Annotated in this window: 14 protein-coding genes; 11 read left to right on the forward strand and 3 right to left on the reverse strand. The window is 63.9% G+C overall.

Annotated elements, in window-relative coordinates; translation table 11 throughout:
* Positions 1-2: 2 nt before the first annotated feature.
* The 3 genes from yaaA to VWZ87_RS04660 all read right to left on the reverse strand — a co-directional run bounded on the left by yaaA (position 3) and on the right by VWZ87_RS04660 (position 3,399).
* Positions 3-767, reverse strand: coding sequence for a peroxide stress protein YaaA (yaaA, locus tag VWZ87_RS04650; protein ID WP_416534572.1), 765 nt, complete (start codon positions 765-767; stop codon positions 3-5).
* Between the two features lie 29 nt (positions 768-796).
* Positions 797-2,911 (reverse strand): DNA helicase RecQ, encoded by a 2,115-nt coding sequence (gene recQ, locus VWZ87_RS04655; protein ID WP_416536880.1) that lies wholly within the window; start codon positions 2,909-2,911, stop codon positions 797-799.
* 200 nt (positions 2,912-3,111) lie between these two features.
* Positions 3,112-3,399, reverse strand: coding sequence for a YggT family protein (locus tag VWZ87_RS04660; RefSeq protein ID WP_014873231.1), 288 nt, complete (start codon positions 3,397-3,399; stop codon positions 3,112-3,114).
* A 134-nt stretch (positions 3,400-3,533) separates the two neighbouring features.
* Here VWZ87_RS04660 and VWZ87_RS04665 point away from each other — a divergent pair, with 134 nt between their 5' ends.
* The 11 genes from VWZ87_RS04665 (at position 3,534) to VWZ87_RS04715 (ending at position 13,737) form a co-directional block, all read left to right on the forward strand.
* A complete protein-coding gene (locus VWZ87_RS04665; RefSeq protein ID WP_416534574.1) occupies positions 3,534-4,112 on the forward strand; it encodes an acyl-CoA thioesterase in 579 nt (192 codons plus the stop codon).
* Between the two features lie 111 nt (positions 4,113-4,223).
* Positions 4,224-5,645, forward strand: coding sequence for an MFS transporter (locus VWZ87_RS04670; RefSeq protein WP_416534584.1), 1,422 nt, complete (start codon positions 4,224-4,226; stop codon positions 5,643-5,645).
* Positions 5,642-6,565: a penicillin-insensitive murein endopeptidase gene (gene mepA / locus VWZ87_RS04675; protein WP_416534575.1), complete on the forward strand. Its 924-nt coding sequence runs from the start codon at positions 5,642-5,644 to the stop codon at positions 6,563-6,565. The genes VWZ87_RS04670 and mepA overlap by 4 nt, the downstream gene beginning before the upstream one ends.
* Positions 6,538-7,467, forward strand: coding sequence for an esterase-like activity of phytase family protein (locus tag VWZ87_RS04680; protein ID WP_416534576.1), 930 nt, complete (start codon positions 6,538-6,540; stop codon positions 7,465-7,467). Before mepA ends, VWZ87_RS04680 begins: the two co-directional genes overlap by 28 nt.
* 133 nt (positions 7,468-7,600) lie before the next feature.
* Positions 7,601-8,233, forward strand: coding sequence for a queuosine precursor transporter (locus VWZ87_RS04685; protein WP_416534577.1), 633 nt, complete (start codon positions 7,601-7,603; stop codon positions 8,231-8,233).
* A 326-nt stretch (positions 8,234-8,559) separates the two neighbouring features.
* Complete coding sequence (gene arfB, locus VWZ87_RS04690; protein WP_416534578.1) at positions 8,560-8,979, forward strand: alternative ribosome rescue aminoacyl-tRNA hydrolase ArfB; 420 nt, start codon at positions 8,560-8,562, stop codon at positions 8,977-8,979.
* A gap of 67 nt (positions 8,980-9,046) precedes the next feature.
* Complete coding sequence (locus tag VWZ87_RS04695; RefSeq protein WP_416534579.1) at positions 9,047-9,808, forward strand: SDR family oxidoreductase; 762 nt, start codon at positions 9,047-9,049, stop codon at positions 9,806-9,808.
* Between the two features lie 129 nt (positions 9,809-9,937).
* Positions 9,938-10,975 (forward strand): P1 family peptidase, encoded by a 1,038-nt coding sequence (locus VWZ87_RS04700; protein WP_416534580.1) that lies wholly within the window; start codon positions 9,938-9,940, stop codon positions 10,973-10,975.
* Positions 10,976-11,125: 150 nt separating this feature from the next.
* Complete coding sequence (locus VWZ87_RS04705) at positions 11,126-11,590, forward strand: c-type cytochrome (protein ID WP_416534581.1); 465 nt, start codon at positions 11,126-11,128, stop codon at positions 11,588-11,590.
* A gap of 231 nt (positions 11,591-11,821) precedes the next feature.
* Positions 11,822-12,370, forward strand: a complete 549-nt coding sequence (idi, locus tag VWZ87_RS04710) for an isopentenyl-diphosphate Delta-isomerase (protein ID WP_416534582.1) — start codon at positions 11,822-11,824, stop codon at positions 12,368-12,370.
* A gap of 110 nt (positions 12,371-12,480) precedes the next feature.
* The gene (locus tag VWZ87_RS04715; protein WP_416536881.1) at positions 12,481-13,737 is read left to right on the forward strand and encodes a flavin-dependent oxidoreductase; all 1,257 of its coding nucleotides are present in this window, start codon (positions 12,481-12,483) and stop codon (positions 13,735-13,737) included.
* Positions 13,738-13,810: the final 73 nt, after the last annotated feature.

Here is a 13,810-nt window from a genome sequence, read left to right on the forward strand (position 1 = left end):
GCTCAGCCCGCGCGCAGGAACACCGGCTGATCCGGCTCCGACATCTCCGGCATGTAGCGATAGCCTCCGCTGTCAAAATCCAGCAACGCCGCAGGATCGCTTAGCCGGTTCTGAATGATGTAGCGCGCCATCGCGCCCCGCGCCCGCTTGGCGTAAAAGCTCACCACCTTGGGCGTGCCGTTCTTGTCTTCCATGAAGACAGGCGTCACGACCCGCAGCGCCAGCGCTTCGCGATCAACCGCGCCGAAATACTCCTGGCTGGCGCAGTTCACCAGCACATCGCTGCCCACTGCCTCACCTTGGGCATTCAACGCATCAGAGATGTCCCGCCCCCAGTAGTCATAGAGATTCTTGCCCTTTGCCGTCTTCAGCCGCGATCCCATCTCCAGCCGGTAGGCTTGCATCGCATCCAGCGGCCGCAGCAGCCCGTAAAGGCCCGACAGAATGCGGAAATGGTCCTGCGCCCAGGCCATTTCCTCCGCGTCCAGAGATCCCGCCTCCAGCCCCTGATAGGTGTCACCCGCAAAGGCCAGCGCGGCCGGGCGCGTGGCATCGCTGCCCGGATCGGCGGTAAAGCTCTGAAATCTCTCGTAGTTCAGCTTGCCCAGATCCTCGCTGATATGCATCAGCTTCATCAGCTCGGCGACCGACAGATCGCGCGCCACGGATGCCAAATCCACCGCCGCGTCGTGCATGGCGGGCCATGTCATCTCAACGTCGCGTTCGCTCCAGTCCAGCTTTTTGGCCGGAGAAGTCACTACCAGCATATTCTGCCCCCATCTGTTCTGGACAAGACCTAGCCCGCGCCGCGCAAGACGTCGAGAAACGCCGCTGCAAAACGTTCCGCGCGGCGCTCGCCTAACAGCCTTGTGATGGCGATTTCAGTCTGCGGACGGACCTGCGCCAGCTTCGTCAGCTGCGCCGCAGAACAGCTCAGCGGTTTCTCGGTTCCGTCGCTGCCCCGCGCCAGCTCCGCCTGCACAGCCATCAACGCATCATAAACCGATCCGGCATCGCGCCCGGCCAGCTTGCGCCGCATCGGGTGCAGCGCCGCGCTCTCGCCGGTGATCACCGACAGGAAATCGCTGCCATACCGCTCCAGTTTCTTCGCCCCGACACCGCCGATCCGCGCCATTTTATCCAGCGTATCGGGCCGGGTTTCGGCCATCTCGATCAGCGTGCGATCCGCAAAAATAACATAAGCCGGCACTTTCTGCGCCTCGGCCAGCGCGCGCCGCTTGGCTTTCAGTGCCGACAACAGCGGCGCGTCCTCATCCGACACCAGCGCCTTTACCGCAGGGCTGCGCTTGGCAGAGCTGATGGTGTCGCGGCGCAGCGCAATGTCCTGTTCACCGCGCAGAACCGGCAGCGCCGCCTCGGTCATCCGCAGCGCGCCATGGCGTTCGGGGTCGGGGCGCACCAGATCATGCCCCATCATCTGCCGGAACACCGCCTGCCACTGTCGCTTGCCATATTCCTTGCCACAGCCAAAGACCGACAGATCGTCATGCCGCTTGTCACGCACCCGGTCGGTGGCATTGCCCACCAGAATGTCGATCAGATGTCCCGATCCATAGGTCTCGTTCGTTCGCAGGATCGCCGACAGCGCCTTGCGCACCGCCGTGGTGCCGTCGAACACATCCACCGGCTGGTCGCAGAGATCACAGTTGCCACAGGGCTCAGCCGCCTCGCCGAAATAGGCCAGCAAGGTCTGGCGGCGGCATTTCAGCGCTTCGGCCAGTCCGAGCAGCGCATTCAGCCGGGCATGGTCTGCACTGCGGCGGTCCGGCGGCGCCAGACCCTCGTCGATCTGACTGCGACGCAGTCGAATATCTTCCGGCCCGAACAGCGTCAGCGTCTCGGCAGGCGCGCCGTCGCGGCCACCGCGTCCGATTTCCTGATAATAGGCCTCGATGGATTTGGGCAGATCCGCATGGGCGACCCAGCGAATATCGGGCTTGTCGATACCCATGCCGAAGGCCACCGTGGCCACAACGATCAGACCGTCCTCGCGGGCAAAGCGTGTCTCCACCCCGCGCCGGTCCTCTGCGTCCATGCCACCGTGATAATAACAGGCGGCGTGGCCCGCCTCGCGCAGCCCCGCCGCCAGCGCTTCGGTCTTGGCACGTGTCCCACAATAGATGATGCCGGATTGACCTTTTCGGGCGGCCGCAAACTCCAGAATCTGTCGGCGCGGGCTGTCTTTGGTGGCAAAGGCAAGATGGATATTGGGCCGGTCAAAGCCGCGCAGGAAACTGCGCGGTGCGACACCATCAAACAGCTTCTCGACAATCTCTTCGCGGGTTTCCTGATCTGCGGTCGCGGTAAAGGCCGCCAGCGGCACGTCCAGCGCCCGCCGCAATTCACCAATCCGCAGGTAATCGGGGCGGAAATCATGGCCCCACTGGCTGACGCAATGCGCCTCATCCACCGCGATGAGGCTGACACCGATCCGCCGCAGCATCCCCATCGCCGCCCCGGAGGCCAGCCGTTCCGGCGCCATATACAGAAGCTTCAGCCGCCCCTCCTCAATGGACTGCCAGACCGCCTCGGTTTCTTCGTCGGTATTGCCCGAGGTGAGCGCCCCGGCGGTCACGCCAACCTCCTGCAACGCCCGCACCTGGTCGCGCATCAATGCAATCAGCGGCGAGATCACCACCGTGACCCCCTCACGCAGCAGAGCAGGCAGTTGGAAGCACAGGGATTTGCCGCCGCCGGTCGGCATGATCGCCAGCACATTTTCACCGGCGGTCACGGCGTCGACGATCTCCTCCTGCCCCGGGCGAAACCCGTCAAAGCCAAAGATTTCCCGCAACAGCGGCGTCGCGCCAGTAGCACAGGCGGCGGTGACGGATGTGCCACTGGAGGTCGCCCCGGTCGGAGCGGTCATTTCCGGCTGCAATGCGGACATGGGGGCTGGGGGCCTCGTTTTGTGTTCTGCTCGTCTTGGCAGCTACAATCCCACAACGGGATTCGACCCACAAGGGTGCGCACCCCCGACCGTCAGACAAGTGGCACCGAAAAGACCGCCGCAGGCCGATGCCTGGGCGGTCCATCCGCATCAATCGCCGCGCCGCGATCAGAGCGATCGCCGCGCCTCGGCCCATTGGGTCAATAGAACATGGCGATATTGTTGGTCAGAATAATCCGCAGCGCATAAACGGCGATCAGCACCACCAGCGGCGCCAGATCAAGGCCCTGCATATTGGGCAAAATGCGGCGCACTGGCGCATAAAGCGGCTCTAACAAGCGGTTCAGACCATACCAGACCTGCGCCACAAATTGCTGATTGAGGTTCAGAACCTGAAAATTGATCAGCCAGCTCATGATCACATGGGCGATGATGAAGAACCAGACGATGTCCAGGATCAGCATCAGAATTTGAAACAGCGACAGCATCTCTTTGATTTCCCTTTTTGGAGCCTGTCCACAGGTAAGCGCGCCCGCGCAAAATCGCAAGACTGCCGCGAGGTTGCGGTTGACGCGCTGTAAACAGATGGCAACACGGGCACATCACACAGGAGAGCGCGCCCATGTTTCCCATCGTCCGCCTGATCAAGGATCTGCTGGTTGCCCGCCGGATGCCGCCGCTGGATCTGACCGACACCCATGTCTCCCGCCACATCTGCTGGCCCTGGGATCTGGATATCTGGATGGAGCTCAACAACGGCCGTGCGATGACGCTCTATGATCTGGGCCGTACCATGCTGGCCCAGCGTGTCGGCCTGATCGGCGCCCTGCGCAGCCGTCGCTGGGGCATGACGGTTGCGGGCACCACGGTGCGGTTTCGCCGCCGCATCCGCGGCTTTGAACGGTTCGAGATGCGCAGCCGGGCAGTGGCCTGGGACGATCGCTTCATCTATCTGGAACAATCCATGTGGAAATCCAACGGCGACTGCGCCAGCCACGTGATGCTGCGCACCGCCATCACAGATGCCAAGGGGATCGTCGCACCGCAGGAGGTGCTCAAAACGATCGGTCGCACCGACAGCCACGCCCCCGAGATGCCCGCCTGGATCAAGGCCTGGTGCGAGGCGGACGCAGGCCGCCCCTGGCCACCGATGATGGCGGATCCTGCCCCTGCGGCGCCCGAAACCCTCCAAAACGGCTAGGGTCGGCCCGCCGCAGCATCCGACCGCACAGCATATGGCTGTACGAAGGACCAGCGCGATCTACCACAGGTCAACGCAGGACACGCTTGCCTAACCCCATACCGGCCTGTCATACCAAAAGGTAACGACAAAAGACCACGACAGGCATCGGGCGAGGGACGACGAGGCATGACGCAGATATCCATGCGCAAGCGCATCTGGGGCTGGTGGGCCTTTGACTGGGCCAGTCAGCCCTATCACACGCTGCTGGTCACCTTTGTCTTTGCGCCCTTCTTCGCAGCCGTTGCCGCCGAGTATTACCTGACCCAGGGCCTCGCGGATGAGGCGGCAAAGGCGCAGGCGCAGACGGTCTGGTCGATGTGCCTCACCATCACCGGCCTGATGATCGGCCTTGGCGGCCCGTTTCTGGGCGCGCTTGCGGATATCTCCGGGCGCAAAATGCCCTGGATCATGATGTTTTCGCTGATGTATGTGACCGGCGCCTGGGGCCTGTGGTTCATGGACCCGGACGGATCAAACCTCTGGTGGATGCTCATCAGCTTTGGCTTCGGCTTTATCGGCGCGGAATTTGCGCTGATCTTTGTCAATGCGCAGCTGCCCTCTCTCGGCAACAAGGAAGACGTCGGCACCATCTCAGGCACCGGCTTTGCTATCGGATACCTTGGCGGGGTGATCGCGCTTTTCCTGATGCTCACATTGTTCGTCGAACAGGGGAATGGCAAAACCCTGATCGGGATTGATCCCATTCTGGGGCTGGATGCGGAGACCCGCGAAGGCACCCGCGCCGCAGGTCCGCTGACAGCGATCTGGTTTGCGCTCTTTATCATCCCCTATTTCCGCTGGGTGCGCGACGATGCCATCACCGGCGCGCGCGGGCGGTTTGGCGATGCCATCCGTTCCGTTGGTCGCGCCGTCCGCAGTCTGCGCCATCGCGCCAGCCTGACCGGCTATCTGATCTCCTCGATGCTCTACCGGGATGCGCTGAACGGGCTTTATGCCTTTGGCGGAATTTACGCGCGGCTGGTGCTGGGCTGGGAAATCACCCTGATCGGCGTCTTCGGCATCATCGCCGTGATTTCCTCGGCGCTGTTCAGCTGGCTCGGCGGGCTGGCGGATCGCCGCTTTGGCCCGAAACCGGTCATCACCACCGCAATTCTGATCCTGACAACCGTCTGTTTCCTGGTCGTAAACATGTCCCGCGACCAGTTCTTTGGCCTCTCTCTCGCCGAAGGCTCCGGCCTGCCTGACGCCGTCTTCTTTGCCTGCGGTGTGCTGATCGGTGGCTTTGGTGGTATCCTTCAGGCCGCCAGCCGCAGCCTCATGGTCCGCCACACCACGCCCGAGAACGCGACCGAGGCCTTCGGTCTTTATGGCCTTTCGGGTCGCGCCACAGCCTTTCTGGCACCGGCCCTGATCGGAATAGCCACCACGCTCACCGGCAGTGCCCGCCTCGGCATTGCACCGGTTATTCTATTGTTCATTATCGGGCTCATCGTTCTGCGCTGGGTCAATGCAGAAGGAGACCAGAGTTGAAGTTCAGTCGATACATCACCCTCACCGCCCTCCTGTTGACAGCCTGCGCCCCCGCCGGGGACAGCCGATCACCCTCCGCCAATCCGGTGGTCAGCCGCTCTGCAAACTCGGACGTACCCGCAAAGCAGCTGTTCGGTGCCAAACGCGCAGGCTCCGCGCAGAAACCCGCACCGCATGGCTCCTACGCCAAGGGCTGCGTGGCCGGGGCAGAACAGCTGCCCCAGACCGGCCCGACCTGGCAGGCGATGCGCCTGTCGCGCAACCGCAACTGGGGCCATCCCGAAACCATCGACTTTATCAAGGATCTGAGCCGCGTTGCCGCCCGCCAGAGCGGCTGGAACGGGCTCTATGTCGGCGATATCAGCCAGCCGCGCGGCGGCCCGATGCTGTCCGGGCACCGCAGTCATCAGGTGGGTCTGGACGCCGATATCTGGATGCTGCCGGCCAAGCGCCTCGACCTCTCCGTCGCCGAACGCGAGAAGATCTCCTCGATCTCCCTACGCCGGGCCAATGGTGCCTACACCAATTCCAGCTGGTCACCCCAGCACCACGCCATCCTACGCGCCGCCGCCAAGGATGACCGCGTGGCGCGGATCTTTGTCTTCCCCGGCGCCAAGGTCCAGATGTGCAACGACGAGAAGGGTAGCCGCGACTGGCTGCGCAAGGTCCGGCCCTGGTATGGCCATCACTACCACTTCCACGTCCGGCTGAAATGCCCGGCCGGCGCGCGCGGCTGTGTCGATCAGGATCCGCCCCCGCGCGGCGACGGCTGCGATGACGCGCGCCAGTGGGTGAAGGACATCCTGAATCCGCCGCCGCCAAAACCGCGCGACCCCAATGCGCCGCCGCCCAAACCCCGGCGTGAATACACTCTTTCGGACCTGCCTCAGCAATGCGCCGCCGTTCTGCAATCAAACTGAGCCTCGGGCTGGCAGCGGCGCTGACCATCTCTCTGACGGCGCTGCTGGCCTATCGGCCCGTCGCCTCGGCCGCACAGCCGGGCGGGGCGCAGTTCATCGCGGCCTATCGCTGGACCCACCCGGCCAAATGGTTCGGGGGGTTCTCCGCCCTGTCGCTGTCGCCGGACGGGGCGCAGATGACCGTGGTCAGCGATCGGGCCACCATCGTCACCGCCCGCATTCAGCGCGGAACCGCGGCACTGCACCCCATCGAGGCCATCACCCCGACCGAGGCCCATAAGCTGCGCGCATCAGACGGCGCGATCCTGCGCGGGCGGATCGTCGACGCAGAAGGCCTCGCCATCGCGCGTGACGGCACCCTCTTCATCTCCTTTGAAGGCGTCTCGCGCGTTGCCCGGCACCGCCGGGGCGACAGTCGCGCCGAGGTGCTGCCCCGCCCAAAGGCCTTTCGCCGCCTGCCCCTGAACAAGGCGCTGGAGGCCCTCGCCATCGACGGCAAGGGCCATCTCTACACGCTGCCGGAACGCGCCCTGACCGAGGCCGGAGATATCCCCGTCTGGCGGTGGAATGGCAGCCGATGGGACCGTCCCTTTGATCTGCCGAGCCGGGGAAAATTCCTCCCTGTGGGCGCCGATTTCGGCCCTGACGGCCGCTTCTACCTCCTGGAACGCGACTTTGGCTTCATCGGCTTTCGCAGCCGCCTGCGGCGCTGGGACATCACCGCCGATGGCATCAGCGGCGAGGTCACATTGCTGCAAACCGGTCTCGGTCTGCACGACAATCTGGAGGGCGTCTCGATCTGGCGCGACAGCAGCGGCGCGCTGCGCGCCACCATGGTCTCCGACGACAACTTCAAATCGCTGCAACGCACCGAACTGGTGGAATACCGGCTGCCCGATTAGGCCACCACCGGTGCGACAGCAGGCAATACCTGACAAATCTCTTGCCCAAACAGGGGCTTTTCCGCTATTGGGCCTGATCTTTCGCATCGGCGAAACAAGTCTCCGCGACCTTGTCTAAAAAACGGACTGCAAAATGACACGCTCTTACCTTCCTGGCATTCTTGCCATGGCCGCTGTTGTTGTGGCCTCCAACATCCTGGTGCAATTCCTGTTCGGCCAATGGCTGACCTGGGGCGCCTTCACCTATCCCATCGCCTTCCTCGTGACCGATGTGACCAACCGCGTCTATGGCACCGGACCCGCTCGCAAGGTGGTGCTGGCCGGTTTTGTCGTTGGCGTCATCTGCTCGCTGATCGGCACCCAGATCATGGGCGAATTCGGCCCCCTCGTGACCCTGCGCATCGCCATCGCCTCCGGCCTTGCCTTCCTCACAGCACAGCTGCTGGACGTCTCGATCTTTGCCGCCCTGCGCAATGGCGCCTGGTGGCGGGCACCGCTGGCCTCGACCTTGATCGGCGCCACGCTCGACACCGCGCTGTTCTTCAGCATCGCCTTTTCCGGCGCTCTGGTCTGGCTGGAACCCGGCAATGATGTCAGCTGGGCCGGTGAAATGCTGCCGATCCTCGGCACTGGCCCCATCGCCCCGCTCTGGGTCTCGCTTGCTGTTGCCGACTGGGGCGTGAAAGTGGCACTGGCGCTGCTGGCGCTCGTCCCCTTCCGCCTGATCGTGGCGCGTCTTACACGGTCGCAGGCCAGCGTTAACTGACAGCCGTCTTTTTATTTGGAGATCTTCCAGTTCCGTGCCACCATCCAAGACAGCGGAAACAGAGAGAAAAGGAGGTGATCCAGTGTCAAGAAAGGTATTGGAGCAAGGCGTAGCAACAACCGGAGCGGCGGCCCTCTGAGGCAGCCCTCTCTGGCAGTCGCCATCCGGCTGGGTTTCAGACCCTAACCTGCCTTTGCTCTTACAGACTTTCGGAAAGGGCCGCCTCCGTCGGGGCGGCCCTTTTTGCGTCACGCGATGCCCTCCCGTGACCTCCCAGCCACGGCTTTCGCTTGGACCTTGGCGATATGGCAGATTATGGTTCGCCCATGTTGCACATTACCGACACCATCGCCCTGCAAGACTGGGAACTGACCGAGAGCTTTATGCGCGCCTCCGGTCCCGGCGGGCAGAACGTGAACAAGGTCTCCTCCGCCGTCGAACTGCGGTTCGAGGCCGCACGCTCCCCGGCGCTCAGCCCGGCGGTGAAATCGCGCCTGAAACGGCTGGCCGGCCGCCGCTGGACCAAGGACGGCGCGATCATCCTGCAATGCGACGAAACCCGCTCGCAGCAGCGCAACCGTGATCTGGTGCGCGAACGCCTGGCCGAACTGATCCGCCAGGCCCTGATTGTCCCCAAACGCCGCATTGCCACCAAACCCACCCGCGGCTCGGTACGCCGCCGTCTGGAGGCCAAACGCCAGCGCGGCGACATCAAGGCGACGCGCGGTAAGATCGACCCGGACTGAGACAGGCGATTGCGCTGCTCCCCGGTCTCCGCCAAGCTGCCGCCGAGTCAATTCGGGGAGAGAGCATATGCGGCTGGCAGGGAAATGCGCCATTGTAACCGGCGGGGCCTCAGGCTTTGGCGCCGGCATCGTCACCAAATTCCTGCAGGAGGGCGCGCGGGTGATGATTGCCGATATCAACGCCGACGCCGCCGCAGAGGCCGCAGAACAGGCCCGCAACAGCCATGGCACAGATCGGGCATTTGCCCAGACCGTCGATGTCTCCGACCGCGCCTCGGTCGATCAGATGGCGGCCACGGCGCTGGATCAATTCGGACAGGTCGATATTCTGGTCAACAACGCTGGTGTCAGCCACCTGCCGACGCCGCTTGAAAACGTCAGCGAAGAGGATTTCGACCGCGTCTTTGCCGTCAATATGAAATCCGTCTACCTGACCGCCCGCGCATTGGTGCCGCATATGAAGGCGCGCCACTCCGGCGCCATCCTGAATGTCGCCTCCACCGCCGGCATCTCACCCCGTCCCAATCTCAACTGGTACAATGCCTCCAAGGGCTGGATGATCACCGCAACCCGCACCATGGCGGTTGAGCTTGCCGCCGCCGGGGTGCGGGTCAATGCGATCAACCCGGTCGCGGGCGAAACCCCGCTGCTGAAAACCTTCATGGGAGAGGATACGCCGGAAATCCGCGCCAAGTTCCTCTCCACCATTCCAATCGGCCGCTTTTCCACCCCGGAGGATATGGGCAATGCCGCCTGCTACCTCTGCTCGGATGAGGCCAGCATGGTGACCGGCGTCGCGCTGGAGGTCGACGGCGGGCGCTGTATCTGACCGCCCAAGCCCGACCAAATATCCGACCCGCCTGTCATCTTTCCAGAAATACTCCCGCCGGAGGCCGCGCGCGCCAGCGCGCCCCTGCCATAATCTGCCCCAGATGCCCGCCCCAACAGGAGACACCCGATGAAACCCGGCCCGCGCAACCTGATCACCGATGTCCCCGGCCTCAAGGTTGGCAATGCCCAAGACCGGCGGCTGAAATCCGGCACCACCGTGCTGACCGCCGATCGGCCCTTTACGGCCGGGGTGCATGTGATGGGCGGCGCGCCGGGCACCCGCGAAACCGATCTGCTGGCACCGGACAAATCCGTCGCTCAGATTGATGCGCTGGTGCTCTCCGGCGGCTCCGCCTTCGGGCTGGATGCCTGCTCCGGCGTGGTCGCAGGGCTGCGCGCCGCCGGACGGGGCTTTGCCGTGGGGCCTGCGCGCGTGCCGATCGTGCCGGGTGCGATCCTCTTTGACCTCCTGAACGGCGGCGATAAGGACTGGTCGGAAAACCCCTATGCCGCCCTCGGTCGCGCCGCCTATGAAGCGGCTGATCACGGCTTTGCCCTTGGCACCGTCGGGGCGGGCACCGGAGCTCTTGCAGCACGACTCAAGGGTGGGCTCGGATCGGCGTCCTTTGTCCTGCCGGACGGCACCACCGTCGGTGCGCTGGTCGCGGCCAATCCGCTCGGTTCGGTCACCACACCGGGAGACCGCCATTTCTGGGCCGCTCCTTATGAAATTGACGGGGAGTTCGGCGGTGCAGGCGTCGATCCCGCCACCGGCTTCACCACCCCCGCCCCGAGCCTCAAGATCGCCGCCATGCAGGCGCTGGCGCAGGGCACCGAACTGCCGACCGAGGGCAGCAATACCACCATTGCCATTGTCGCGACCGACGCGGCGCTGAGCAAATCACAATGCCAGCGGCTCGCCATTGCCGCCCATGACGGCATCGGACGCGCCATCGTACCGGCACATTCCCCCGGCGACGGCGATCTGGTTTTTGCGATCAGCACCGCAGATCCGGCAAAGACCATCAGCGACGGTGATCTGGGCGCTGATCTGGGCGCCATCGGACATGCCGCCGCCCTCTGCCTCAGTCGCGCCATCGCCCGCGCAGCCGCGCTCGCGCATGCCGAACCCGGCGATCTGCTGCCCTCTTGGCAGGATATGTGACGCCACGGCCTCCCCTTGACCTCGGCGCGATCTGACACATGTGAACTGTCGCAGCGCCCGACCGAGAGCCAACGCGGCAATACGCCCGTTTGACTTTCCTGCAGATCCGGCGCGTATTGATCGAGCCAACTCAATTTTGGAGCAAGCGACATGAAACTTCTGACTGCTGTAGCGGCCCTTGGCCTGATTGCAGCCCCTGCCTTTGCCGAAGGCGACGCCGACAAGGGCGAAAAGGGCTTCAACAAGTGCAAATCCTGCCACATGGTTGTCTCGGACAGCGGTGACGTGATCATCAAGGGCGGCAAAACCGGCCCGAACCTCTGGGGCGTTGTCGGCCGCACCGCCGGCACCGCGGACGGCTACAAATACGGCGACGACATGGTGGCCGCAGGCGAACAGGGGCTGGTATGGGACGAAGAGAGCTTCGCCGCCTATACCGCCGATCCCAAGGCGTTCCTGCGCGATTATCTGGATGATTCCAAAGCGAAATCCAAAATGTCCTTCCGCCTGAAGAAAGGCGCCGAAGACATCTATGCCTTCCTCGCGATGCACGGCCCCGCTGATGCCGCCGAAGGCGACGCAGACGCCACCACAGATGAGACCGCGACCAACTGATCCCGGTCCCCTGACACGACAGCAAAAGCCGCGCGCCCCTGGCCGCGGCTTTTCGCACAATTGCCTTTCGTTTTCTGCTGGGATATTGACCGTTCCGCGTCGGCACCCGCAACCACGCGCCCGCAACTCTGGCCAGCCTTGGTTGCGGGATTGACCTCCACCCGATGACAACCATATCTGCCCGATGGCCGCACAGCCCAGCCCCTTGCACAATCCTTGCGAGCTCCTGCAATGACCCACCTGATCCCCGCCTGGGTGAATGGCACCCTGACGCCGGTTGAAAAGCTGGCTGCCCATGAACAGGGGCTGAAGCACAAGGCCGTTTCGGTCTTTGTGGTCAAGGGCGGCGAAATCCTGATGCAGCGCCGCGCTCTGGGCAAATACCATACCCCCGGTCTGTGGGCGAACACCTGCTGCACCCATCCGCAATGGGATGAATCCTCCTCCGCCTGCGCGGTCCGCCGGATGCATGAGGAGCTGGGCATCACCGGCCTCTACCCCGAGTTTCGCCATCACCTCGAATACCGCGCCGATGTCGGCAACGGGCTGATCGAACATGAGGTGGTTGATGTCTTTCTCGCCCATGCCCACCGCGCGCCGCAGCTCACTCCCAACCCGGATGAGGTGATGGAGACCCGCTGGGTCGATTACCACGACCTTCTGGCCGAGGTGAAGCGCCACCCGGATCGCTTCACCCCCTGGCTCAAGATCTACCTCAACAGCTATTCCGACGTGATCTTCGGCCCCGACCTCAGCCTCGGCAGCAGCGAGGACAGCTGACGCATCCGCGGCTATCAGGCTCTAACCAAGGCACTTGCCCCCCCTTGCCCCGATGCGGGTGCCGTGATTCTAATATCGGCATTTCGACAGCGCACAAGAGGACAGGCCAGATGACAGTGATGATTGCGGGGGCCGGGATCGCGGGGCTCACACTTGGCCTCACCCTGCACGAGCTGGGTGTACCCTTCCACATCTACGAGGCCACCGAAACGCTGAAACCGATGGGCGTCGGCATCAATCTGCAACCCAATGCGGTGCGCGAACTCTTCGATCTGGGGCTGGAGGCCGAGCTCTCCGCCATCGGCGTCCGCACACGGCAGCTGGGATTTTATTCCAAACTGGGCAACACCATCTGGGAGGAGCCGCGCGGTCAGGCGGCGGGCTACAGCTGGCCGCAGTTTTCCGTCCATCGCGGCGCCTTGCAGATGATGCTCTATCACGCGCTTCTCGCCCGCGCGGGCGACAGCGTCCTCACCACCGGCGCGCGGGCGGCGGGATATGAGCTCACAGATCACGGCGTCACCCTGCATCTGGACGGCGGGCGCGGCGTGCAGGGCAATCTCCTGATCGGCGCCGACGGCATCCATTCCGCCATCCGCGCGCAGATGTATCCGGGTGAGGGCGCACCGATCTGGAACGGTCGCATCCTGTGGCGCGCCACCACACAGGCCCCGGCCTTCCACGGCGGCGCGGCCATGGCAATGATCGGCCATAACCAGCTGCGGCTGGTGGCCTATCCGATCAGCGCGCCGGACGCCGACGGCAAGGCGGTAATCAACTGGATCGCAGAGAAACAATTCGATCCCGGTGTGCCCCGGAACAAGGAAAGCTGGAACCGCGCTGCCGACATAGATGACATTCTGCCGGATTTTGCCGATTGGCGCTTTGACTGGATCGACGTGCCCGTGCTGATCACCGGAGCCGAAACCGTCTATGAATATCCAATGGTGGACCGCGACCCGCTACCATGCTGGCAGGATGGTCCGGTCAGCCTGATGGGCGACGCCGCACATCCGACCTATCCGGTCGGGTCTAACGGCGCCAGCCAGGCCATTGTCGACGCCCGCGTGATTGGCGCCCAGATACTGACCCATGGCGCAACACCTGAGGCCCTCACCCGCTACGAAAACGCCCTGCGTCCCGTCACCACCGCCATTGGCATGGCCAACCGCGCAGGGGGAGGCCCCGACGGCGTGTTGCAACAGGTCGAGGATCTCTGCGGCGGGGAGTTCACCGACATCAACGACGTGATCCCGCAGGATCAGCTCGCCGCCCATGCCGCGAAATACAAATCCATTGCCGGGTTTTCGATCGAAGAGCTGAACGCCCGCCCCCGCACCATACCCGCAGGCACCCGCATCAACTGAGGCGACCGGGCGCCGCGCATCGCGCGGCGCCACCCCCAACTGCGCAGACACAGTCCACGACTGTGACGGAACA

This window comes from Phaeobacter sp. JH20_37 (assembly GCF_048056015.1).
GTDB classification, from domain to species: domain Bacteria; phylum Pseudomonadota; class Alphaproteobacteria; order Rhodobacterales; family Rhodobacteraceae; genus Phaeobacter; species Phaeobacter bryozoorum.